Origin of the sequence: Sphingomonas sp. PAMC 26621 (genome assembly GCF_000251145.1) — a bacterium.
GTDB lineage: Bacteria > Pseudomonadota > Alphaproteobacteria > Sphingomonadales > Sphingomonadaceae > Sphingomonas.
The window spans coordinates 19,450-42,262 of record NZ_AIDW01000031.1; the positions used below are offsets into that span (position 1 = coordinate 19,450).

Here is a 22,813-nt window from a genome sequence, read left to right on the forward strand (position 1 = left end):
TGGGCGGATCGACGCGAAATCGCGTTCGGCTCGGTCGGCAGGAATTCATAGGCATTGCCCCGCTCGGTGGAGCGCCAAATCGACCGCCACGTGCGGCTCGTGAGACGAGCTCATGCCTTGAAACTGGCTGCTCAACCGTAGACCCAGTGGTGCAAGTCGCATAACTTACGGTCCGCCGGCTACGCTTACGTTACACGTTGCTGTTAGTCGGGTGAGGCGATCACGAATGGACGTAGCGTGACGGCGAACTCTCTATGTCCAATCTCGCCGGCTGCGAGACGCTCCATCAGACTTGCAAGCGGCTGCCGCTTCTCCGAGTCCTCAATATCAATTTCGAGGCTATAAAGGTACAGGAACTCGAGAAAGGCGATAGTCGCGGTCCGCTTGTTACCGTCCACAAAGGGGTGGTTGCGTGCAATCGCCTCGGCCAAGCGCGCGGCCAGGTAAAGAATTCGATTCTCGCCAGTGTACGTCCAAAGGTTAAGCGGCGCGGCTAGCGCGCTCTCAAGCAATTCCAGACTTTTGACGCCAGCTAACCCACCGAAGCGTCGAATTTGATCGTTATGGATGGCTATCGCGTCTTCGACGGTCAGCCATACCCAGCCGCTATTTGCCAAGGCGGCGTAGGGTGTGCTCGTAACGAGAGCTCAGCTTCTCGCGCAATGCAGCACGATCGCCTACGGCCCGAAGGGTGGGAACAAGTTCCTTACCCGCGGAGGGCTTGTCGTATGCATGCATTGCAATCCTCCTTCGTTTGAGATGCCTAGGTCGTTGATGTAGGCGATCCGTATAGCTGGTCAACGATTAACTCTGCCTTACGGTCCCAGCCCAGCCTCTAGTTCCACATCGACGTCACGATCACCTCACGCGGCAGTCGGCCAATTACGGATCAGTTCATCGGCTCGTTCCACGTCAGCCAGCCCGCATTCCGGGATCGTCGCGTGGAGGTTGGTCCACCCGTTGGAGAACTGGAATGTGCGATGCAGGAGGGTCAACTTATCCATCGCGCCCTCTGCACGGCAAAATCTGATCGCATGGGACCACCAGTCAAGCCGCTAGTGGCTCGCATATGCTCTGACTTGCTTGGCAACGTCTTCGACCATCCGCCTACCTCGCGCTAAATCGGCGAACGCCGCCCGCCTCGACTTAGTGTCCGCCGTCCCCTCGAACTTCAATTTCGAGGTCCTCAAAGTGCTTATCGCGTTGTCGAGGTCGAACACGACCGAACGCGCCCCGAAGGCCCATGGTTCAGGCACCTTGCCGAACCGTACCGTGTCAATTTGATCCTTCGTGGTTGGCTTGCCGTCTCCACCGATCGTCGGGATCTGCCGCGTGACGTAGCGGTCCATGAACCCGTCATTTTTGCACGCTGTTTCAAGCAGCTTGAACAACGCTGGCAGGCTTGTCTTCAATCCTCGCCACGCTGCCTCGTAGGATTTAATCGCGCCTTTCAGCGCGACGGCCCGATCGTAGGCGGCTGTAATCTGGTTGAGGGCAGGAAGAACTCGAGCCTCGTAGTACACCGTGTCCTGCTCTCGTCGCAGATCGACGTGCATGCGGGCCCACTCGCCGTCGCCAAAATGTCTTTCCCCGCAGTTGATACCGATCAGCGCCGGCCGACCATCGGGCATCTCGGCGACGAAACCGCGATTGTGCTGTTGCTGGTGGGCACACGCTGAACAGCGAACTTTACGCCCGGTGGTGCGGGAGGTGTCATAGTCCTTCAGCAGGCGAACTGGGTCCATCCCTGCAGGAATCGGGTGATGTCGGTTGGCTATCGTTTCTGGATCATCGACGGAAAGACCTGCCTCGCGAATGATCGCTTGGCGGGTGATGGCTTCGTCGTCCCTATCGGGAGGGGTAGGTAACTTGGCTGCGAACGCGGATCGGACATCAGTCATAGATTCTCCCGGAATCACGATACGGCACTATGCGCCAATGAGCTCAAAGAGTGAACACCCCCTCATCACCGGTGCGTTGCGTCAGCGACAGCATCTTTCTTCAGCATAGCGTCTTTAAGCGTATTGCCGGCGATCCCACCGGCCGCAACCGCCACCACAACATTACCCACGAAGAACTCGACGATACCAACAACGCTGCCAAACGCGATCAAGGCTGACGTCGTAACCGGGAGCGCAGCCGTCGCCTTACCGATCGCTATCTTGGCCTCCTGCCGGACAAGCCGTAGCCGCTCGAACACAGGCTCGAGCGGTCTACCGTGGTCGACAGCCGCAATGAGATCGCCCAGCGCATGATGCAGCGCCTTCAGCTGCTGCAGCGCTACCGCGCGATCGGCATCGACCGGCCCACCATTGTCGCGAGCGAGTTCCTCATCGTCGATCAGCCGTTGCACGGCTTCCAGGGCAACAGGCGCTAGTGCCTGAATGACAGCGGCATGCTCGCGTAGGGAAGGGCGCCCGGTCCACGTTGCCGAACTGACGGCATCCGGTCCGCGAACCTCGTCCCAGAGCGCCTTGAACTGCTCACGGACCATTTCACGCCGCAGTGTGCGATCCTTGGTCTCTCTCGCATGACGTACGAATGCCTCAAGGCTGGGCTGCGCTGCGACGAAAGCCGGCGCTAACGACCGCAGGTCGGTCCGGCCAAGCAGCGCCCGGCGCAGCGCCTTATAGCGCGTGTCGTCTGCCAGATCCTGAATGCCATCGCAAGCGCCCAGACATAGAGTTTGCAGACGCTGCAGCGCTTCCTCGTCGTTCAACCCTTCCGGCCAGTGTGTTCCTGAATAGCCCATCGCATTCGATCCGTTTCGACTCAGCTGACGGTCGGATGCACGAATGTTTGCCTGTAGGACATAGCAAGAACATCAAAGGACCAGAACGTCGCTAGACATACGGGTAGCGATGATGTTGGTGGAAGGCACCGATGCCGATCCGCCCCGAACATGTCTTCCTGTACCCGATCGATTGGCCCCAACTATCGCATCTGGTCCGCTTCGTGCGCGCAGGCGGACGCTGCGAACATTGCGCGCGCCCATACGGGCAACGGGTCTTCCACATGGGCGACGGACGCTGGTGGAACAAAAGCCGGTCGTATTGGCGTATTGGCGATGGCAGACGTGATCGCCGACCGACCGAGAACATCCTCGATTCAGGCAAATGGACACCGGCGGTGCTGGCCTGCGCGCATCTCAATCATGACCCCAGTGATAGCGCGCTTAACCAGCTGGCAGCGCTCTGCCCGCGCTGCCACATGATGTACGATGGTCCTGAGCATCGCCGTCGACGTTGAATGAACGCGCATTACCGTCGTGCGCTCGACAATCTGTTCTACGGCCCATATCCGATGCGGGGGGCGGACTGGATCACCCCGACGCCCATCAGCATGCTCAACGACAGCCGATCGCTATACGCAAACGTCCGATAACTCGGAGCACCACATACGCTGTGCCGGCCGCATGCAGACAAAAAAAGGGGCCGCCAAAAGCGACCCTGAAGTTTTAGGAGAGGATGCCTGAAAGGCGTCATCTTGGTATCCCGCAGGTCGGGCGGTGGCGAATGCAAATCTGTCTAATCTGGATTGCATTTCATGCACTTGGAGGAAGGTTGGAGCCAAACTCGTTCCCTGGCTAGCTCGAGACAGGGGCGGTATCTACGAGGCTCGACACTGCGAGGAAACGGTCTGGATCCCGCACATTGATCGCATGCCTGACGGCAATCGTTCGGCTAGCTTGCCCGCGCGCGTTTCCACATCGTCGCGAGACTATTCGGCCCATATCATTACCGAGTGCCCACGCTCGGATATTCTAATATGATAGGTAAGTCGGATATGACATGATTTAACATAACGATTATTATCGATCTCAGTGTTTGTAAGCGCCAGATAGAAATGTCACCCGTCCGCTAGATAGAAATGTCACGGTTCCATACCGGGCGGATCTTCGGTGTCATGCCGCCCACGTTCACGAGGGTGTGCGCAGATGATGGTGGTTTCGATGAGCCAAGGCGAACTCTCGCGGTACGACACGTTGCAAAGGGTCGAGCGCGGCGACTTGCGGATTGATGATGCTGCTATGGTTCTCGGACTGGGCCGACGCCAGGTATTCAGGCTGCTTGACCGCATGCGTGCCGTTGGTGCCGAGGGCCTGGTATCGCGAAAGCGCGGACGGCCAAGTGATTTTCGCTATCGCGACGCCTTACAAGACCAGGTTATCGTGCTGCTGCGCGGGTCTTTTTGCTGGCTTTCGGGCCGACGGTTGGGGGCGCACGTATCTGGACGACGGAATGGTATCCGGCTAGCATTAGACAGTCATTGGCACATGCTAACACATCTTGGTGGCTGCCGAGTTGTGGTAGGACCATGAGGGACGCGGCTGGCCCGTATCGGCCGTTTCACGCCGTGTCGCTGCGCGATATCAAAGGCCCTGCCCCCTGCCCCCTGCCGCTTGCCCCTTGCCCAATGCCCCTGCCCCCTCGCCCCTACCGGAACCTAGCTTGCGTTCATTCAGCACGAAGTTTTGCAGTTCATGGCAAAATCAGCCCACGCAACATAATGGCAGCACAACTGACATAGTTACGTAATCAACCGCTCATAATCCTGTTACGTGGACCGAAAGACCGTTCGGTAGCGCCGACCTTCGGTGGTTGCCGAGTGGTGGCCCCGCTGGTTCCACAAACGGGAGCCGCGTTTGATGATTTTCTCGGTCGCCGCTGCTGCTGACCTGGCGCGTCAATGCGCGCCAGGTGTGGCCGTCGAAACGATGCTATCGGTGATCCACACGGAAAGCCGGTTCAATTCGCTGGCGATCGGCGTCAATCGCGGTGGTCGGTCCAAGCCGAAACCACGCAGCTACGCCGAAGCCGTGAATACGGCGTATGCCCTTATCCGCGCCGGGTATAATATCGATCTCGGGCTGGGTCAGATTAACAGCGCGAACCTTCGCCGGTTGAACCTGTCGATTGAAGACGCCTTTGATCCATGCCGTAGCCTGACCGCAGCCGCTACAGTGCTGACCGCGAATTATCTCCGCGTCCTGCCACGTTCGCAATCGACGCAGCACGCGCTCGCTACTGCGCTGTCGATGTATAACACGGGCAGGGAATGGCGTGGCTTCACGAACGGCTATGTCGGTCGCGTGTACGGCTCGGCCGGGACGGTCGTTCCAAGCATTGCCGGGCTTCCCAAGCTCGCTCCCCCTTCCACGGTTCTAGCCATGAACCGGCCATCAGATTTCGGCGCGGTCGCCCGCCGTGCCGATCCCCAACCCGCTCCGCCTGTACGCCTACCAGAGGAAGGCCCTCCCGCTCGGGAGGCTCCTGCTGCGAGCGTGCAAGGCGTGATGGTGTTTCAATGACGGGCAACACCTACCGAAAGGACGGACAAGTGCTGAAACGACACCACGAACACCTCAACGGGCATCATAATTCCGCCCGTCGTACAAAGGATCTGACGCGGTTCGCCATTGCGGCGGTCGCGTGCTGCCTGATCGCTCATCCTGCCTACGCTCAAGGCACGGGCAACATTCAGAGCTTTGCGGACTCGATCAAAGAGTTCGTAACCGGGACGTTCGCAAAGAGCGTCGCGGTCATCGCGATTGCTGTCACCGGCTATCGCTTCTTCACCGGCCGCGCGAGCGCTGGGCCGCTGATCGCCGTCGTTGGCGGCTGCTTCCTGATCTTCGGCGCGTCGTGGTTCCTCGATCAAATCGTGGGCGGCTAATCGGTCGCTGCTGACGACGCCTAAACCAACTGGAGAACGATCTTGGGTGACGACGAACCACTAATCAGCGAGCCGCTTTTCTTGGCGGTCACGCGCCCGGCTATGTGGTTCGGCGTCCCCATCGAGGCCGGTATTCCGATGGCGATCGCGGGCGTCCTCGTCCTGATCGTCTCGGACAATCCGATTTACGGCGTGATTGTCGCAGTCGTCGGATTCGGGATCGCCCGGCTTGTTGTGCGCCACGATCCCAACGCCTTCCGGCTTTTGAACCTCGGCGTTCAAACGAAATGGAAAAACCGGGACCGCGCGTGGTGGGGCGGTAGCTCTTACTCGCCGCTCCCTGTGAAGGCTCTCAAGCGCAAGGGTTTTGCAGGTGAATAAACCGACCGTCGCCGAAAAGCTCCAGACGCCTTGGAACATCGCCAAGCGCGAACAGGAACCTAAGCGCTTCCTCCCATACTCACGCCATATCGACGATCATGTAATTGCGCTCGATGACGGCTCGCTCCTGACGATGTTTCGTCTCGACGGCATGGCATTTGAGACGGCCGATCGCTCGGACCTCAATTCGTGGCACGAAAATCTAAACAGCATTCTCCGCAATAGCGCGGACGAACGCGTTGCATGGTGGACGCATACCGTTCGCCGTCGCACCGACACTTATCCGGATGGCGCATTCCGATCGGAGTTCGCCCGCGACCTCAACGAGACGTATCGCGGCCGGGTCACGTCGGAACGCATGTTCGTCAACGAACTTTACCTGTCGATCGTCATGCGCCCGGCTGTCGGCGCTGCTGACAAGCTCGCGGTAGCGTTCAAAAATCTGGTGTCGAAACAGGCGCGCGTCGATGCGCTGGCAAAGGTCGACGAGGAAGACCTACAGCGGTTCAACGAACGCGCCAGCGAGACGGCAAAGCTGCTCGGGCGGCTCTCCCCGAAACGGCTCGGCCTGTATGAGTTTGACGATCTGCTGTTCTCCGAACCGCTGGAGGTTTTGGAGCTGATTATGATGGGCGCATATCGGCGGATTCCGCTGGTGCGTGGTCATCTAGGATCGGCGCTCTATGGCGAACGCCTGATCTTCGGGCGCGAAGCCGTCGAAATCCGCGCGCATGATCGTAGCCGTTTCCTCGGCCTTTTCGGCATCCGCGAATATCCGTCACGCACGCGGCCGGGGATGCTCGACTCCCTGCTTAATGCGGATTTTGAGTTCGTGATGACGCACTCGTTTGCGTTCCTCGGCAAGAATGACGGGATGACGCGCCTGATCCGTAAGCGTCGCCAGCTTGGCAGCACGGACGACGAAGCCGTGTCACAGGCGGAAGCCCTTTACGACGCGGCGAACGATCTGGCGGACAACCATTTCGTGATGGGCGAGCATCATTTTTCGATCGCTGTGTTTGGCGATACCGTTCGCCAGCTCAACGATAACCTATCGTCGGCGCGTGCCGCTCTGTCGGACGCTGCGATGGTGTCGGCTCGCGAGACAAGCGCCAACGAAGCCGCATTCTGGAGCCAGCTCCCCGGCAATTTTACTTGGCGCGCGCGTCCCTCGGTCATCACGTCACGCAATTTCGCGGCAATGTCGCCTTTCCATACCTTCCCGGCTGGAAGGCCCGATAGCAACCATTGGGGATCGGCCGTTGCGCTGCTCCAGACAACCGCGCTGTCCCCGTATTATTTCAATTTCCACGTTGCCGATATTGGTCACACGGCCATTTTCGGACCTACGGGCAGCGGTAAAACCGTCGTCCAAAACTTCTTCATGGCAATGCTCGAAAAGAGCGGCGCGCGGCAAATCTTCATCGACAAGGATCGCGGCGCGGAAATCTATGTCCGCGCATCTGGCGGTACATATCTGTCCCTGCAAAACGGCCTTCCGACCGGCTTCGCGCCGCTCAAGGCGTTTGATTATACCCCGGAAAATGTGTCGTTCCTTAGCGGTTTCATCCGCCAACTGGTGCGCCGCGAGGACACGCATCTGACTGTCGCGGAAGAGCGGCTAATTCACGAGGGCTTGGTTGCTCTCGGCCGTCTCCCTGCTCACCAACGCTCGATCCGCGCCCTTCGCGAAGTGCTGGGGTTCAAGGATGCAGAAGGCATCGGCGCGCGTCTGGAGCGTTGGGCGGAAGGCGGGCCGCTCGGCTGGGTATTTGATAACGAGGCCGATGCGCTCTCGCTGGAGGCGCGTTTCCTCGGGTTCGATATGACGGATTTCCTCGATAACGAGGAAGTTCGCACCCCTGTTATGATGTATATGTTCCAGCGGTTTGAAGAGCTGTTGGACCGCAAAGAGCGTCTCGTCATCGATATCGACGAGTTCTGGAAGGCGCTGGGTGACTCGCAATTCACCCGGTACATCGAAGACGCATTGCTTACCTACCGTAAGCGCAACGCCTTCTTGATCTTCGGCACACAGAACCCGGATCATGCGCTGCGCTCTCCGATCGCGAGTAGCATCGTCGGCCAGGTCGCAACGCTCATCATCATGCCGAACCCGAAGGCGAGCGAGGAAAGCTATCGCGTCGGGCTCGGTCTGACCGCGAAAGAGTTCAATCTGATCCGTCGCGAGCTGGTTCCGGAATCCCGGCAATTCCTCATCAAGCAGGGTCACGATTCAATCGTGGTGAAACTCGACCTCGACGGCCTCGACGACGCGCTGGCGATCCTGTCGGGCCGGTCGTCGACTGTCGGGCTTCTCGACGAATTGCGCGCCGAGTTGGGCGACGATCCTAAGGTTTGGCTTCCCGAGTTCCACCGCCGCCGCAAGTGGCTCAAGTAAGGAGAGAAGACGATGAAACGATATGTAATCGGACTCGCCGCACTCATGCTCTGCACAACCGCACCAGCGGCAGCGCAGGGCATCCCCGTCTATGATGGGACTTCATACCTCAAACTGCTGGAACAGGCGAAGACCGCCGCGTCACAGCTCAACACGCTGCAAGAGACGTATAATCAGGCGGTGAAGGCGTATGATGCCGCGAACGGTATCACGAACGTCAATGATATCGGCTCGATCCTGAACAGCTCGCAATCGCGAAATTGGATCCCTTCCGAAGCGAAGGATATCCAAAAGCTGATGAGTGGCGCGAACGATCAGCTCGGATCGCTCGGCACCGCCGCCAATAACATTCGCAACGGAAGGCGTGTCGATATCCCGGCGTTGGGCGCGAATGCGACGGAAAGCGAAAAGGCGGCGCGCAAGGCTCTCGATACGAACGGCAACAGCTATGCGACTGACGCTGCGGTTGCAGAAGCTGCCTATAGCGCAACCGGCACCCGCACGAAGGGCCTAGAAGAGCTGCGGCGCTCGCTCGATACTGCGACGACGCAAAAACAGGTGCAGGATATCCAAGCCCGGATCGCCGTCGAACAGGCGCATATCCAAAACGATCTAATGCAGTTCCAGGCGGTGCAAGCGCGTCGAACGGCCGAAGGCGAATTGCGCGGCCAACAGATGCTAGAAACGCAAGCCGCCGCCCGCGCCGCCTATGCTAAGAGCCGCCAAAAGTGAGGGTCGTTCTGACCGTCATTGTTGGCGCGATGGCGCTAGCCGGTTGTTCGGAAAACTCCCCGATCGCGGCGCAACCGCGATCGTTGGACTTCTTCAAGGCGAATACCGCCGTCCGCAAAAAGGTCATGGCGGCATGTAAGGCGGCGCAAGGCACGCACGCTTATCAGCCGGAAGAAGAATGCGGAACGGCACAAATTGCCGATCAGCAAGTAGCTCGCGAGAATTACGCTCGCGAGCGCACCGGAGGGAAATAGCAATGAATCCGGCAAGCCCTACGCTTTTCACTGAGGCATATACTTACTTCAACAGTCAGTTGAACATGTTTCTAACCCAGCGGTACGGCGATGTAGTTGACGCCGTTCGCGGGCCTCTTTTGGCAGGGCTTGTCATTTATATTGCGATCTACGCCTTCGCGATCATGCGCGGCGTGGTGCAGGAACCTCTTACCGATTTCGTCTATCGCGGCGTCAAGTTGGCAATCATCTTCACGGCTGCGACCACCGTTGCCTATCAGGATTGGATCACGGGACCGCTATTCAACGACGCGCCTAGCGCCGTCACGGAGGCTATTTCCGGCAAGCAATACGGCTCGATGGGCATGGTGTTTGATGCGCTGGAATCTCAATCGATAGCGGTTTCAAACAGACTTCAAACCGCCGCTGACGCAATGCCACTTCTCATGGCACCACGCGCGATCCTGTATTACATTCTTTCATTCATTGTTCGCCTGTTCGCTGAAATTGCATCGTGCGTTGGTTTCGGCGTCAGTATGCTGGCGCTGATATCGCTTGCGATCATTATCGCAATGGGGCCGATATTTATTGCGTTGTCGCTATTCGATTGGGGAAAGCGGTATTTCAACGGCTGGTTAAATCAGGCGTTTAACTACATCGTCCTACTTGCGATCATAACGACAATGGCAAGCCTTATTACCGATCTTGGAGATAAGGTCTTAGGTCAAATGAACGTCGAAGACGATGTATCTGCTGCCGTCCTTTATATCGGCTTCTACGCTCTCGGTACTTTCTTCTTTTTCCAAGCTCCCTCCATTGCATCGGGCATCACTGGCGGCGCTGCCGCTGGCGCTAGCGATCTGGTCGGAAACGTCGCCCGCGCTGCCTCTAAGCCGTGGTTGCCGTCGCGGGGCGGCGGGGGTGGCGGCGGTGGCCGTGGTGCCGGGGGCCGTGGTGCCTCGGGCGGCTCAATCTCAAAACGATAATCTAGCTCGGGGAACGTCATGAACTGCAATTTGAATAACCGACGCTCGCGCGGGTTTAGACTCGCGGCAATCGTCGTCGCTGTCGCGGGTCCGCTCGCCGGGTGCGCCACGTCCAAAACGCCAAAGCTCGCTGTCTGTGATGGTCGGCACAAGCGGCCAGCCAATCCCTACGGAAGCATCCTGCCGGGTGCGCCGCCTGTTGTGTACGTTCCCGGTAAAAAGGGCGTGCCGGTCCCCGTACCAGCGCCATCAGCGCCAGGTGCGCCTGCACAGGTCTTTTCGCCCGATCCTGCGGCAACGTCCGCCCTCACGCCCGACGCCGCGCGTCGGGTCTTCGCTAGCTGCTGATAGGAGCCGGAAATTGGCCGAAGGTGTCTCAAAATCCGACCTCCAAAAGTATTTCGCCGATGCGCGAAGCTGGGACGAGGATCGCGCACGCGCTGCAATTAAATCGAAGCGGTTTGCCTACATCATCGCGGGTGTTGGTGCTGCAACCGGCATTGCTGGCCTTGCGGCTGTGGCAATGCTTGTCCCTTTGAAGCGTATCGAACTCGTCACCGTCCGCGTTAATCAGACGACGGGCGCTGTCGACGTTCAAACGGAGCTTAGTGGCAAAAAACAGATTGCTTACGATGAAGCCGTTTCTAAGTATTTCCTCGCGAATTACGTTCGTCTGCGGGAAAGCTGGAACTCGGCTTCCGGCAAGGAAGACTTCAACGCTGTAGCAATCCTATCGACTACGCCAGAGCAACAGCGCTTGTCCGATCTTATGAACGTGACAAACCCTAAAAGCCCTCGGGCCGTGCTTGGTGAAAACGGGTTTGCAAATGCTCGGGTGACAAACATCACCTTCATCAACAACCGCGTTGCTAACGTGCGCTTCACGCGCACTGTTCAGACAGCGACCACGGAACCCACATCAACGGATTGGATTGCGACTGTGACGTTCGGTTACACCAATGCGCCAATGGCGGAAGGCGACCGCTTTCGGAATCCTCTTGGGTTCCAAGTCGAGAATTACCGCGCTGATCCAGTGGTGGTCGGACGATGACGCGGGTTGCACTCGCAGCCTTGGCGCTGGGCCTAATCTCGGTTCCCGCACTGGCATCCGAAACGCCTCGCGCTGGCTTTGCCGATCCGCGCGTTCGCACCGTCAATTATGATCCGGAACAGGTTTACCGGATCGTCGGCGTCTTCCGCACGGCAACACAGGTGCTGTTCGGTAGTGACGAGGAAATCGTCAACGTCGCTGTTGGCGATAGCATCGCTTGGGAGGTCGTTCCTCGCGGCAACCTAGTATTTATCAAGCCCCGCGAACGCGCTGGTCCGACGAACCTGATCGTCTCGACGATGCACGCCGGGCAGTTGCGAAACTACACATTCGAGCTGACCGCACGGACAGGCTCGATCAAAGCCAATGCCCGCGACACATTCTTTCAGGTTCGCTTTCGGTATCCGGAAGACGAACGATTGAAGGAAGAGCGGATGCGGACCCTGCAAGCGGCGCTCCAGCTCGCCAAGGTACAGGAAACCGCGATGAAAAGCGCGCTCGATCATGGCGTTTTGGAAGGGCCGCGCAACCTCGCCTATTCGCTCCAAGGCTCATCGGATCTCGCTCCCTCGGAAGTCTCCGACAACGGGCAATTTACGGTGCTGCGCTTTCCTGCAAACCGCGAAATGCCAGCGGTCTACCTCGTGCGGCCTACGGGTGAGGAAACCCTAGTCCCGTTCGACGTGCGCGACGATTTCATGGTGATCCACACGGTAGCCAAACAATTCCGTCTCCGTCGGGGTGCGGAAGTCGTCTGCATCTACAACGAAAACCCCAAAACCTACGGCGTCGACCACGGCACCGATACCGCCTCGCCCCTCGTGGAGCGGACTATGAAGGAGGAAGAGCGTTGAGCACGATTCCGCCCATTACCGATAGCGAGCCTGTCGACCGCACCCCGCCAATCCGCGACCGCACGCCCGAACAGGCCGATATCCAGCGCGGTATTACGCCAGTCAGCCGGGCGAAACAGACCGGCAAGATTGCTCCGATCGCGGGCGGCGCTCTTGTCGTTGCGGCGCTCTTGTGGATCAACCTCGGGGGCCGCGATGACTCCGCAACGACAAACACTATGGCGATGGCAAAGAGCGCCAAGGAGCGGCCGACCGATACGGCAAGACAGGTTGCCGAATATCAGAACGGTACGCCGACGATCGCCACCGCTGCGACCGATCCCAACGCGCCGACGCTTGGGGCGTTGAACGTCGCGCCAGGTACACCGGGGACGACGACGCTCGCGAACGGCCAAGTCGTGCCGGCGATCCAACCGGGCGCATATCCAGCGACCGGGCAGGGGGGCGCAAACCAAATGTCGCCCGCGCAAACTCTCGCACAACAAAGCCGCCGATCCCCGCTGCTCGTGTTCGGTGCTGGCGACGATAGCGGCCCGGGCGGGCAAGCTGGGGCGCCAGCGGGTAACAATGGCGGTGGTCAGCTCGGGGGCGTCCAGAACGCTTCGGCGGAACAGGAAGCGCCCGGCGAACTCGACCGACTGCGCCGGGCATCGTCGATCGGTGAATCTCGCGCGACGATGATGCCGAACCGAAATTACCTCATCACAGCCGGGACGCTGATCCCCTGCATTCTGCAAACCGCGATGAACTCGACGCAGCCGGGCTATACCTCCTGCATCGTGCCGCGCGACGTGTTCAGCGAGAATGGGCGTGTCGTTTTGCTGGAAAAGGGGACGAAGGTTCTCGGCCAGTATCAGGGAGGACTCCAGCAGGGGCAAAACCGCCTTTTCGTGGTCTGGACTCGCGCCACGACGCCTCGCGGCGTTGCGATCGAACTCGGCTCGCCCGCGTCTGACGCTCTCGGCCGGGCTGGCATGGCTGGCGGTGTCGATACGTTCTTTTGGGCGCGGTTCGGCGGTGCTGTCATGCTGTCGCTCATCGATGCGGCCGGACAGGCGGGGTCGAACGCAGTTGCCAGCAGCGGAAGCTATAACGTGTCGCAGCCGTCCAACGCTGCCGGGCAATCGCTCCAGCAATCGCAGAATATCCGCCCCGTCCTCAAAAAGAACCAGGGCGAGGAAGTCGGCATTTTCGTCGCGAAGGATTTCAATTTCGCGGACGTGTACGGACTCGCTCTCAAGTGACCCCTTCGAGCGGTATTCTAGAACACTACATGGAACCGCTGCGCGCTCTTCTAGCGCCTGACGACGTGACCGAACTTGTCATCAATCGGCCGGGGGAAGTCGGGATAGAGCGGCGCGGCGGTTGGGTATGGCATGACGTGCCAGAGCTTGATTTCGCATGGCTTATGACACTCGCCCGCGCTGCCGCTGCCGTTACGAAACAGGACATATCGGCTACGTCGCCCATCTGTTCGACGGTTCTCCCAAGCGGCGAGCGGTGCCAATTCCTGATCCCGCCAGCGACGCTAGACGGCATCGTATCGGCAACGCTCCGCAAGCCTTCTACCGTCACAATGGACGTTGAATCGCTAATCGCGGGCGGTGTGTTCGACGAGACGGAAGCGGCATCGCGCGCGATTTCCCCGACCGATCAAGAATTAAAAAGGCTGTTGGCTGCGAAGGATTGGCAAGCCTTCCTTCAACTCGCGGTCGTCAGCCGGAAAAACATCCTAATCAGCGGCGCAACCGCCTCGGGTAAAACCACGATATCAAAGGCGCTAATCCGGATGATACCGGAGGACGAACGGCTCCTGACGATCGAGGACGCCCGCGAGCTGACGATGCCGCATAAGAACGTCGTGCATATGATGTACGCCAAAGACGGGCAAAGCCTCGCCAAGATCGGGCCGAAAGACTTGCTCGAAAGCGCTTTGCGAATGCGCCCTGATCGCATCCTGCTCCAAGAGCTGCGCGACGGGACCGCGTTCTTTTACTTACGAAACGTCAACTCGGGCCATCCCGGTTCGATTACAACCGTCCACGCCAGTTCGGCCGAAGGCGCGTTTGAACAGCTAACCTTGCTCGTAAAGGAATCGGAGGGCGGGCGTGATCTTGCTCGTGACGATATCCGGGGTCTGCTCCGCAGCCTTATCGACGTGGTTATTCAGGCGCAAAAGGTCAAAGGCCGTTGGAAAGTGAAGGAGATATTCTTTGATCCGTATATGGGGGAAAAGTCCGGCGACTAAGACGGCTGTTGTCGTCTGCGCCGTGATCGTCTTCGCTGTTCTATCGTTCGTCATTGGCGTGTTCATTGCGCTGGCCGCGCTGAAACAGCTCAATTCGCATATGAGTTTTGCTGCGATCCCTAAGTGGGTCTGGTACTATCGGTATGATCCGATCCTGCAAACGTGGCTCATGCGCGGGTCGTTCCTCGGCGCGGCGCTGGTGGCGATCGGCGCGCTACTCCTGTTCCGAAATACCAAATCGCTCCACGGGGAGGCCCGCTTTGCCAACACCAAGGAAATCGAAACCGCTGGGCTTCGATCGAATGACGGCATCCTGTTGGGCAAGTTCGCCGGGCGCTGGCTGACTACCAACTCGGAAGCGCATGTCCTGCTGGAGGCTCCCACGGGTGCCGGTAAGGGCGTCGGGATCGTCATTCCCAATCTGTTGAATTGGGCGGGGTCGGTTGTTTGCCTCGATATGAAGCAAGAGAACTTCAACAAGACTGCTGGCTTCCGCGCCAAGCACGGCCAGGCGGTGCATCTGTTCGATCCGGTCAACAGGGAGGGGCTTACGTCCTGCTATAACCCGATCGGCTATATCGACCGCGCCGATCCCGTTCAGGTCGTCGACGAGTTGCAGAAGATCGGCGCGATGCTGTTCGCCGCGCCGGAAAAGGGAGATCCTTTTTGGGCGGAAGCTGCTCGGACGGCTTTTGTCGGTGTCGGCGCATGGCTGGCGGCAACGCCAACACTCCCGTTCACGATCGGGGAAATCTATCGCAGCATCACGACGGGCGATCCTAAGACCCGCTTCGCACAGGAAATCATCGATCGGGAAGCGGCTGGAAAACCGCTCTCGATCGCGTGCATTACCGCGCTTTCTGATTTTACCTCGGCGTCGGACAATACCTTTTCCGGTATCAAACAGAGCGTCACGACAAAGCTCGGGCTGTGGCTCAATCCGTATATCGACAAGGCCACCGCGACGAGTGACTTTGATCTGCGCGAGCTGCGCCTAAAGCCAATGTCGATCTATCTCGGTGCGACCGTCAACAATATCGACCGGCTTGCACCGCTCTACAACCTGATCTTTCAGCAAATCGTCGACCTCAACACCGATTCAAATATCGGTGAGTATGATCCGAAAACACAACACCGCTGTTTGATCCTGCTCGACGAGTTTGCGAAGCTCGGGCGGGTGCCGGTGATCGTCTCGGCAATTTCGTTCGTCCGCAGCTACGGCTTGAACCTCTTAATCGTGGTTCAAAACAAAGCACAGTTGAAGGACGGTGCCGACGAAATCAGCGCGAACAGCGACGTTACGGTGGTTTACACCCCGAAGGAGTTTAAGGACGCCAAGGACATATCCGATCGCCTCGGGACACATGGGCTTGGCGCTAAGTCGAAAAGCCGGGGCGGCTCACTGTTCGGGCAGTCGAACAACAGCGTATCGGAAAGCGAACATGCCCGCGCACTCATGTTGCCGCAGGAAGTTCTATCCATGCCGCTCGACGAGATTCTAATCTTTAAGCGTGGCGTTTTGCCGATTAAGGCGGCGAAGCTCATTTACTACAAGATGGAAGAGTTCACGTCGCGCCTTCTGCCCGCTCCAAAGGTACAAGCTAGCGATGCCTCGGCGCTCCCCCCGCCTAGCTGGGTGGATAAGGCTCCCCGTGATGCCGGGGCAGTACCGCCAACGCCGCCAACGGAACCGGCTCCCGCCGCTCCAGATGGTGCCGCTGCTACTGTACCAGCCGACGCCCCGCATCAGGCTCCCCCGGCTCCGCGCGACCTGACAGACGAGGAAATTGATAGTCCTGCGCTGCTCGATACCAACGCGCTGATCTTGGGCGATCACAATCCATTCGAGGCAATCAAGGCCGGTGCCGACAAGGTTGTAGCGGTCGAAAACTGGTTGGCTGTCGTGATGGACCCCGAAGACCGCGAGCGGGACGCCGCATAACCACGAAGGAGGATTTCCGATGGCCGATCGCCAATATCTCTCGGTCCCCTACGCTGAACGGGACGAAGCAAAGGCCGCTGGAGCGCGCTGGGACAAGGATAAGAAGCGTTGGTACGTCGGCCCCAAAGCCGACGCGGAGGCCGTTCTAGCACGCTGGCGCGAACGCTCACGCGAACAGCTTTCCGAGTCTGATATCCGCGCCTCCTTCGCCAGTGCGATGCGCGACCTTGGCCTTAATCCAACCGGGCAACACCCGATTATGGACGGCAAGCCGCATCGCATCCCTGTCGAGGGTGAGAAGGGCGGTCGGGAGTCCGGTCGGTATGTCGGGTATCTCGACGGGCATCCGGCCGGGCATATCAAGAATTATAAAAGCGGCATCGATACGCCGTGGAAGCTGGAGGGCGTCACCATCGCCCCCGAAGAATCCGCCCGGTTGAAGGCCGAATTTGAAGCCAAATCGGAAGCGCGTGCGGCCGAACGTACCGCCACCTTCGACGCAACTGCGCGGCGTGTTACCCGTCAAGCTGATCGGCTGTCGCCTGTGGTCGCGGCTACGCCATACATGGTCGCAAAGGGCATCAGCCCGGCCGAAGGTGCGCTTACGGATCGCGACGGAAAGACGACGTATCTCCCCGCGATCGACGTCACCGGCAAACAATGGACGATGCAATATATCCGTGACGACGGGACGAAGCGGTTTGCAAAAGATAGCCACAAGGAAGGCACGTTCCACGTTGCAGGGGGCAACCTCGCTTCGCTGGAAAAGGTGCATGTCATCATCATTGGCGAGGGGTATGCGACTGCCCGCACCGTTGGTGAGGAAGTCGGGTTCCCGACTGTTGCAGCGTTCGATTCCGGCAACCTCAAAGCCGTAGCTCTCGCCCTGCACGATCGCTTTCCCGACAAGCCGATAATCATCGCTGGGGATGACGATCGCGCGGAAGAGCTGAAAGGTCGACCAAACCCCGGCAAGGATAAGGCCGTCGCCGCTGCCTTGGCCGTGAATGGTCGGGCGATCTTTCCCGAGTTCGGCCAGGAGCGCGACGCCAACCCCGGCGCATATAGCGATTTCAACGATTTGAAGATGCGTAGCCCGAACGGGCATGTCGCCATTTCTCTCCAATTTGCCGAAGCTGTGCGTGACGTGGTGTTTGCAGCCGCCCGCGCCGAGCAAGAGCGAACAGCCCATCAAACAGACGCGAACAAGGAGCGCCCTATGCCTGACGACGCAAACCCGGAACCGGGTCGCGATACGGAGCGCAATGCGCCCGCGATCGAGCGTCCCGCCGCTGCCGTCCCCGCGCCGGAAGCCCCTCCCGTTGACCCTGCAAAGCTCGATGCTGACCGCGAAAGTTCGTCCGGACGAACTTTTCGGGAGGATACCGCGCCCGCCAGCACGCCACCCGAGCGCGCCGATGATCCGGCTCCGGTAGCTCAACCCGCGCGCAAAGCGGCCGATAACGAACGGGGCGCGGCGGAAAATCAGCCTCCTTCGCCAGCCAACGAAAACACCATTGGCCCGGTCGGACCTGAAAGCGCCCGCGATCGGGGGCCGGGTGCTGCCGCTGCCGGCGTTCCACCGATCGATCGCGATAGCCGCGTGGACCCTGACCGTTCGGCCGGTCCCTCGCGCGATGCTCCCGGTGAACCGGATCGCCCGTCTGATCCTGCCGCGAAGAAGCGCGAACAGTCGCTAGAACCGGGTGACGTACCGGACGAGATTGCGCGCCGTTATTTTGTCCAGAAATCCAAATGGTCGGGCGAACCCGGTTTCTATGAATCTAGCACGGCGAAAGACCCGGCGTTTCGCGATCAAGGCGGCAAGCTCGTCGCGCATACCGATAGCCCGGCGACTGCGCGTGATCTGGTCGCGGTTGCTCAACATCGCGGCTGGGGTGAAATCCAAGTCACCGGGACCGACGCCTTTAAGCGCGAAATCTGGTTGCAGGCGATGCAGCAGGATATCGGCGTGAAGGGCTACAAGCCTACCGAACGCGATCTACAGGAATTGAACCGCCTTCGGGAGGCCAACGCCGATCGCCAGAACAATAGCGTTGCGCCGATCGAACGCAGCGGCGCGGAACGTGTCTCGCCCCGTCGTGCTGATAGTCCCGATCGTGTGCCAGGTGCGCCCCCCGCCGATCGCGCGGCCGATTTTAAGGACGGCGTTCGCGGAAAGCTGGTCGAAACTGGCCGGGCAAACTTCAAGGAAGGCGATCCGTCCAGCTCGTCGCCTTACGTCGATGTTGAACTAGCGAACGGCGATCGTCGGCGCGCTTGGGGTGTCGGCCTTCCCGATGCTCTCGCGCGCTCGAGCGCGGCAATCGGTGACACGGTTGTTGTTCAACGTGGCGAGCGTGAAACGGTCCAAGTCCCGCAACGCACGCAGGATAAGGAAACCGGCGAATGGTCGACGAAGACGATCGAGGCGCAACGCGCCCGGTGGTCTGTCGAGCTGACCGAACCTAATCGCCAACAGTCGGTTGACCGCGCTGCGAACGATCGAGGATCTAGCTCGCCTCAAACACCCGATCGCCAGCCGACGCAGGACCGTTCGGCCGCAAGTGCGCCTGACCGGACCCAAACACCGCCGACGCCTCGTGACGGGCCTTCCCGTGGCTCTGACGCTGCCCCGGCTGAACGCCAATATCTCGCGGTTCCCTACAAGGAGCGTGAAGCGGCGAAGGCGGCTGGCGCACGGTGGGACGGAGCCGAAAAGCGTTGGTACGTTGGCGAACGCGCTGACCCGGCCAAGCTCGAACGGTTCACGGTTCGCGATCAAGGCGACGATCGCGCCTCAAAGCTCATCGGCGCCGATCGCACCGCCCGCGCTAACATGAAGATGATTGAAAGCGTCGTGGGGAAGGCGCTGGCTGACGATCCGGAAGCCGCAAAAAAGGTGCTGGCGTCGGCCCGGTCGCAGCTTGCCGATCGTGTCGAACAGGGAACCGGCGTCCGAACCCCGCAAGTCCGCGGTGGTCCCGATCGCACGCAGCAAGCCGGAAGCTCACAAGCAACGCCAGCCCGCCAACCCGCTCCAGCTCGTGCGGTCGAGGGTGCGCCACCTGTTCCGCCAACCCCTCGGCGCGAACCCCCGCAACGATCGCGGGGGCGCTAGGCGATGCTGCTGCTCTGCCTCGCCATCGCCTTGCACGACGTTGACGGTCCTATTCGGTGCCAGTCGGGCGAACGCATCCGCCTTGCCGGTGTCGGTGCAACTGAACTCGACGGCTCGCGGCGACCGGGACAACCCGGCGTTGCGGGTGATCCGTTCGCACAACGCCGCGCAATGGCTGTCGCGCTGGGTGGCGGCATTGGGGCGGACAATCGACGGCCGGACGGATATCTTACTTTCGCCCGGCCGGTTCGCCTGTCGTGCGAAGCAGTCGGGACAAGCTGGAATAGGACCGTTGCGTGGTGCCAACTACCGAACGGCCAGGACGCGAGCTGCGTCGCGATCCGTGCTGGTATCGCCGTTCGCTGGGCTAAGTTCGACCCTAGCCAACGGTTAGCCCGCTGCGTGCGATGATGGCGTTTGTAGGTAGCGAATTGGCTGGGATGGGCGGTGTTACGCTCTGTATTTTTAGCCGTTTGCACCCTATATTTGATAGGACAAGGAGCGCGTGATGGCCGATGTTGGACTAGCTACCGGGAAAACGGAAGCGGAGCTTATTCGGGAAAGTATCGACGCGAACCTCCCGTATCTCCATTCGCAACGCTGGGCCGTAGAACAGGGTCGACTCCGTGGTGTGATCGATAAGGCTCCAGACGCCGAAAAAGCTGCTGCAAAAGAGGCGCTTTCAAAGCACTACGATACGCGCGGCGATGTAGAGAGTAGCCGCGCCCCTTTAGTGCAGCGCGCAATGGAACAGATAGAAGCTCGCAAAACAAGGTGAGTGACGATCAAAAGCCATTGCGCGACGATGAACGCGAGAAACTTGCTCGCGATCTAGCAGAAACCGGAATCGAGAAATCGACCGCTGTAAAAGAGCCGTTGGCTATTTCTACAGCGGGGCAGTCGGGTTCTGGAAAGAGCATGATCGTCAACTCGATGCGGATTCAATTCGAGGGTGTTGGCGGTGCCGTCGAAATTGATCCGGATAAAATCAGGCCGCAAATCCCATACATGCGCGACCGGATCGAGCGCGGCGATTTAGATATTCCGCAAGTCGCATTCTCTGACGCTGGCAATCTCGCGCACCGTGTCATGCAGATATCCGCAGAAGAGCGGCGGAATATCATTTATGATGGGACGCTATCGAACTACGGCAATTCATCCAAAAGTATGGATGAACTGAAAGATAAGGGCTACCGTGTCGAGGTTCACGGAATGGCTGTGTCTCCGGATTTAAGTCATGCAAGCACTTACGATCGCCGCGAGGTCGAAATCGTCGACTCCAAAACCGGGTTCGGTCGTGGAGTAAGTGATGAGTTTCACGATCAGGCCGTAAAAGGTCTGGTCGATACTATCGAGAAATTGCAGCAGAACAACAATGCTCACGCCATCGTTCTTTACGGTCGTGACGGAAATGTTGTCGGCAGTAGTAACCTAGAAAACGGCAAGTGGGTGCCCGATGAACGCCTAGCGGATACCCTTCGCGACATTCACAACAACCCCGATCGCCGCAGCCTAGAAGACGCTGCTAAAACTTGGGATCGTGCATCGGATCTTATGCGCTTCCGTGGCGCTGATCTTGACGAACAGCGCAAAATTGAAGGCTTTCGCGTTGCCTCTCACGAACGCCTACCGGCTGAACCGTCGATCGACGCAGCGGCCCCAAACCGGACGAGTCCGGATGCCGATCGCGCGAACACTGGCGAACGCCTCATCATCGCGGACGGAACGCGCATTCACGAAAGGCGCATTGATGGTGGCTGGCGCGAGCAGGACTCGGAACCACAGGGTTCTAGCCCCAAGGGGGTCTATCGTCTCGATACCGCGCGGGAAGCCGATCCTAAGTCGAAGGAAGAGTATCGCGGCGCTGTGCTGCACGTCGACAAAGCGAACGTGTACCAGCTCGGCAACGACGGCCAAGTAACGCGCCACGATCGCGACCGCTTCAAGGATACGCCTAGCGTCGGGGACAATGCTCGAATTGGATACGACAAAGGCCAAGCCGCTGTGCTGACGCGCACGGCCGAACCTACTCCCGATCGCGCTGCACCTTCCCCAACCGTGCAGACGCCGGCAGCGCCAAGCCAAACGCCAACCCGCACGCCTCCCGACCGCGAGCGGTAGGCCGTGCGGGCTTCTGCATGACGAAAGCCGGGCGCATCGCAGCCGCATCATTCGCGGCAATTCCGATCGGGATTGCGATCGAGCTGGGTTTGGAAATCTCCACCAGCCTTGATCGCTACAACGCCTCCCTCCCGCAAGCGATCGACGCTGCGCGCCATTCCGTCTTCATGCTCCACGGCATGAAGGATTGGATAGTTTGGGCCGCGCTAGTGTTGATCGCCTTCGCTGTTCGCGAGGCCGTTACCGCCCGTCACGATAGAACCTCGGAAAAGGCATAAAGATTGACCACCGATCGCCCGCCCGAACGTGCCGAACGGCTCGTAATAATGAACGGTAGCCGCCTTCACGAAAGGCACCTTGGCGGCCAGTGGACCGTAATGGATTCAGAACCGCAGGGCATGAACCCTCGCGGTATTCATCGCCTCGACACAGCCCGGGAAGCCGATCCTAAGACCAAGGGCGAGTATCATGGTGCGGTGCTGCACGTCGACAAAGCCAACATTTACCAGCTCGGCAACGATAGCCAGGTGGTGCGCCACGATCGCGACCGCTTCAAGGAAACGCCACACGTCGGGGAGGGGGCGCGGATCGGATACGACAACGGCCGGGCTGTGATGCTCAATCGAACTTCGGAGCCGTCTCCTAGCCGTGGTAATCCGACGATAACCACACCAGCAAGACCAGCACACGATAGGGGCCGCTAGGTATTCAAACACGCTCTTTATAATTCCCGCTTTCCCATCACTGATTGGCAATTTTGAGAAAAGCCAATCGGGAACAGATTTTGAGAAAAGGGGATGGCGTGGCCGCTATCGCTGGAGTCGCTAGGGCAACTAGCCCGCATTGGGTTCCCTTTCGGGAAAGCAGGGAACGGTCGGAAGCGCCTAGAAGCTGACATTGCGAAGCGGGGTTCTGACCTTCGCAAAGCCGCGCGCGGGTGGCGCGGCGCGCGGGTCAAAACCAAACCGGTTGTGACGCCAGCTCAAATCCTGCACATTGACCAATCAGGATCGGCGTTAAGTATCGATGCATCGCCATAATCCACGATCTTGTTAGACGCAGTTTTC

General features: G+C 59.4%; 24 protein-coding genes. 20 read left to right on the plus strand and 4 right to left on the minus strand.

The window, feature by feature from the left end; all coding sequences use genetic code 11:
* Positions 1-203: 203 nt before the first annotated feature.
* The 4 genes from RI03_RS16225 to RI03_RS16235 form a co-directional block, all read right to left on the minus strand.
* On the minus strand, positions 204-617 hold the full coding sequence (locus RI03_RS16225; RefSeq protein ID WP_010218632.1) for a type II toxin-antitoxin system death-on-curing family toxin: 414 nt from the start codon (positions 615-617) through the stop codon (positions 204-206).
* 246 nt (positions 618-863) lie between these two features.
* Positions 864-1,004, minus strand: coding sequence for a hypothetical protein (locus tag RI03_RS24120; protein WP_170318388.1), 141 nt, complete (start codon positions 1,002-1,004; stop codon positions 864-866).
* A 51-nt stretch (positions 1,005-1,055) separates the two neighbouring features.
* Positions 1,056-1,901: a hypothetical protein gene (locus tag RI03_RS23640; protein ID WP_138995693.1), complete on the minus strand. Its 846-nt coding sequence runs from the start codon at positions 1,899-1,901 to the stop codon at positions 1,056-1,058.
* A 65-nt stretch (positions 1,902-1,966) separates the two neighbouring features.
* Positions 1,967-2,752 carry a hypothetical protein gene (locus tag RI03_RS16235; protein WP_010218633.1) on the minus strand — a complete coding sequence of 262 codons (786 nt, stop codon included), beginning with the start codon at positions 2,750-2,752 and terminating at the stop codon, positions 1,967-1,969.
* Positions 2,753-2,883: 131 nt separating this feature from the next.
* Here RI03_RS16235 and RI03_RS22795 point away from each other — a divergent pair, with 131 nt between their 5' ends.
* The 20 genes from RI03_RS22795 to RI03_RS23650 all read left to right on the plus strand — a co-directional run bounded on the left by RI03_RS22795 (position 2,884) and on the right by RI03_RS23650 (position 22,450).
* Positions 2,884-3,249, plus strand: a complete 366-nt coding sequence (locus RI03_RS22795; protein ID WP_081504237.1) for a hypothetical protein — start codon at positions 2,884-2,886, stop codon at positions 3,247-3,249.
* Positions 3,250-3,384 (plus strand): hypothetical protein, encoded by a 135-nt coding sequence (locus tag RI03_RS25130; RefSeq protein WP_274517566.1) that lies wholly within the window; start codon positions 3,250-3,252, stop codon positions 3,382-3,384. It abuts the gene before it with no gap.
* Between the two features lie 646 nt (positions 3,385-4,030).
* A complete protein-coding gene (locus tag RI03_RS25395) occupies positions 4,031-4,321 on the plus strand; it encodes a helix-turn-helix domain-containing protein (RefSeq protein ID WP_443208564.1) in 291 nt (96 codons plus the stop codon).
* 327 nt (positions 4,322-4,648) lie between these two features.
* Positions 4,649-5,311, plus strand: a complete 663-nt coding sequence (locus tag RI03_RS16245; protein ID WP_010218635.1) for a lytic transglycosylase domain-containing protein — start codon at positions 4,649-4,651, stop codon at positions 5,309-5,311.
* Positions 5,308-5,676, plus strand: coding sequence for a TrbC/VirB2 family protein (locus RI03_RS16250; protein WP_010218637.1), 369 nt, complete (start codon positions 5,308-5,310; stop codon positions 5,674-5,676). Before RI03_RS16245 ends, RI03_RS16250 begins: the two co-directional genes overlap by 4 nt.
* Positions 5,677-5,718: 42 nt before the next feature.
* The gene (locus RI03_RS16255; protein ID WP_026046796.1) at positions 5,719-6,057 is read left to right on the plus strand and encodes a type IV secretion system protein VirB3; all 339 of its coding nucleotides are present in this window, start codon (positions 5,719-5,721) and stop codon (positions 6,055-6,057) included.
* Complete coding sequence (locus tag RI03_RS16260) at positions 6,050-8,458, plus strand: VirB4 family type IV secretion/conjugal transfer ATPase (protein ID WP_010218639.1); 2,409 nt, start codon at positions 6,050-6,052, stop codon at positions 8,456-8,458. Before RI03_RS16255 ends, RI03_RS16260 begins: the two co-directional genes overlap by 8 nt.
* A gap of 12 nt (positions 8,459-8,470) precedes the next feature.
* Positions 8,471-9,190, plus strand: coding sequence for a type IV secretion system protein (locus tag RI03_RS16265; RefSeq protein WP_026046797.1), 720 nt, complete (start codon positions 8,471-8,473; stop codon positions 9,188-9,190).
* The gene (locus RI03_RS24125) at positions 9,187-9,444 is read left to right on the plus strand and encodes an EexN family lipoprotein (protein WP_037515466.1); all 258 of its coding nucleotides are present in this window, start codon (positions 9,187-9,189) and stop codon (positions 9,442-9,444) included. The genes RI03_RS16265 and RI03_RS24125 overlap by 4 nt, the downstream gene beginning before the upstream one ends.
* Before the next feature lie 2 nt (positions 9,445-9,446).
* Positions 9,447-10,409 (plus strand): type IV secretion system protein, encoded by a 963-nt coding sequence (locus tag RI03_RS16275; protein ID WP_010218641.1) that lies wholly within the window; start codon positions 9,447-9,449, stop codon positions 10,407-10,409.
* A gap of 361 nt (positions 10,410-10,770) precedes the next feature.
* Positions 10,771-11,460, plus strand: a complete 690-nt coding sequence (locus tag RI03_RS16280) for a virB8 family protein (RefSeq protein ID WP_010218642.1) — start codon at positions 10,771-10,773, stop codon at positions 11,458-11,460.
* Positions 11,457-12,314 (plus strand): P-type conjugative transfer protein VirB9, encoded by an 858-nt coding sequence (virB9, locus tag RI03_RS16285; protein WP_010218643.1) that lies wholly within the window; start codon positions 11,457-11,459, stop codon positions 12,312-12,314. Before RI03_RS16280 ends, virB9 begins: the two co-directional genes overlap by 4 nt.
* Entirely contained in the window at positions 12,311-13,558 is a 1,248-nt protein-coding gene (virB10, locus tag RI03_RS16290) for a type IV secretion system protein VirB10 (protein ID WP_010218644.1), read from the plus strand. The genes virB9 and virB10 overlap by 4 nt, the downstream gene beginning before the upstream one ends.
* A gap of 29 nt (positions 13,559-13,587) precedes the next feature.
* Positions 13,588-14,562 carry a P-type DNA transfer ATPase VirB11 gene (gene virB11, locus RI03_RS16295; RefSeq protein ID WP_010218645.1) on the plus strand — a complete coding sequence of 325 codons (975 nt, stop codon included), beginning with the start codon at positions 13,588-13,590 and terminating at the stop codon, positions 14,560-14,562.
* A complete protein-coding gene (locus tag RI03_RS16300; protein ID WP_238542417.1) occupies positions 14,528-16,504 on the plus strand; it encodes a type IV secretory system conjugative DNA transfer family protein in 1,977 nt (658 codons plus the stop codon). Before virB11 ends, RI03_RS16300 begins: the two co-directional genes overlap by 35 nt.
* 19 nt (positions 16,505-16,523) lie before the next feature.
* A complete protein-coding gene (locus RI03_RS22310) occupies positions 16,524-19,625 on the plus strand; it encodes a DUF5710 domain-containing protein (RefSeq protein WP_010218647.1) in 3,102 nt (1,033 codons plus the stop codon).
* A gap of 508 nt (positions 19,626-20,133) precedes the next feature.
* Positions 20,134-20,403 carry a hypothetical protein gene (locus tag RI03_RS23645; protein WP_138995695.1) on the plus strand — a complete coding sequence of 90 codons (270 nt, stop codon included), beginning with the start codon at positions 20,134-20,136 and terminating at the stop codon, positions 20,401-20,403.
* Complete coding sequence (locus RI03_RS22805; RefSeq protein WP_081504240.1) at positions 20,400-21,746, plus strand: zeta toxin family protein; 1,347 nt, start codon at positions 20,400-20,402, stop codon at positions 21,744-21,746. The genes RI03_RS23645 and RI03_RS22805 overlap by 4 nt, the downstream gene beginning before the upstream one ends.
* 17 nt (positions 21,747-21,763) lie before the next feature.
* Complete coding sequence (locus tag RI03_RS16320; protein ID WP_010218649.1) at positions 21,764-22,024, plus strand: hypothetical protein; 261 nt, start codon at positions 21,764-21,766, stop codon at positions 22,022-22,024.
* Between the two features lie 99 nt (positions 22,025-22,123).
* On the plus strand, positions 22,124-22,450 hold the full coding sequence (locus RI03_RS23650; protein WP_443208563.1) for a KfrB domain-containing protein: 327 nt from the start codon (positions 22,124-22,126) through the stop codon (positions 22,448-22,450).
* Positions 22,451-22,813: the final 363 nt, after the last annotated feature.

What these genes read in the sequence shown, in the direction of transcription:
- RI03_RS24120 (WP_170318388.1), bottom strand. Translation starts at nt 1,004, where the DNA reads ATGGATAAGTTGACCCTCCTGCATCGCACATTCCAGTTCTCCAACGGG.
- RI03_RS23640 (WP_138995693.1), bottom strand. Translation starts at nt 1,901, where the DNA reads ATGACTGATGTCCGATCCGCGTTCGCAGCCAAGTTACCTACCCCTCCC.
- RI03_RS16235 (WP_010218633.1), bottom strand. Translation starts at nt 2,752, where the DNA reads ATGGGCTATTCAGGAACACACTGGCCGGAAGGGTTGAACGACGAGGAA.
- RI03_RS22795 (WP_081504237.1), top strand. Translation starts at nt 2,884, where the DNA reads ATGCCGATCCGCCCCGAACATGTCTTCCTGTACCCGATCGATTGGCCC.
- RI03_RS25130 (WP_274517566.1), top strand. Translation starts at nt 3,250, where the DNA reads ATGAACGCGCATTACCGTCGTGCGCTCGACAATCTGTTCTACGGCCCA.
- RI03_RS25395 (WP_443208564.1), top strand. Translation starts at nt 4,031, where the DNA reads ATGGTTCTCGGACTGGGCCGACGCCAGGTATTCAGGCTGCTTGACCGC.
- RI03_RS16245 (WP_010218635.1), top strand. Translation starts at nt 4,649, where the DNA reads ATGATTTTCTCGGTCGCCGCTGCTGCTGACCTGGCGCGTCAATGCGCG.
- RI03_RS16250 (WP_010218637.1), top strand. Translation starts at nt 5,308, where the DNA reads ATGACGGGCAACACCTACCGAAAGGACGGACAAGTGCTGAAACGACAC.
- RI03_RS16265 (WP_026046797.1), top strand. Translation starts at nt 8,471, where the DNA reads ATGAAACGATATGTAATCGGACTCGCCGCACTCATGCTCTGCACAACC.
- RI03_RS16275 (WP_010218641.1), top strand. Translation starts at nt 9,447, where the DNA reads ATGAATCCGGCAAGCCCTACGCTTTTCACTGAGGCATATACTTACTTC.
- virB9 (WP_010218643.1), top strand. Translation starts at nt 11,457, where the DNA reads ATGACGCGGGTTGCACTCGCAGCCTTGGCGCTGGGCCTAATCTCGGTT.
- virB11 (WP_010218645.1), top strand. Translation starts at nt 13,588, where the DNA reads ATGGAACCGCTGCGCGCTCTTCTAGCGCCTGACGACGTGACCGAACTT.
- RI03_RS22310 (WP_010218647.1), top strand. Translation starts at nt 16,524, where the DNA reads ATGGCCGATCGCCAATATCTCTCGGTCCCCTACGCTGAACGGGACGAA.
- RI03_RS23645 (WP_138995695.1), top strand. Translation starts at nt 20,134, where the DNA reads ATGGCCGATGTTGGACTAGCTACCGGGAAAACGGAAGCGGAGCTTATT.
- RI03_RS16320 (WP_010218649.1), top strand. Translation starts at nt 21,764, where the DNA reads ATGACGAAAGCCGGGCGCATCGCAGCCGCATCATTCGCGGCAATTCCG.
- RI03_RS23650 (WP_443208563.1), top strand. Translation starts at nt 22,124, where the DNA reads ATGGATTCAGAACCGCAGGGCATGAACCCTCGCGGTATTCATCGCCTC.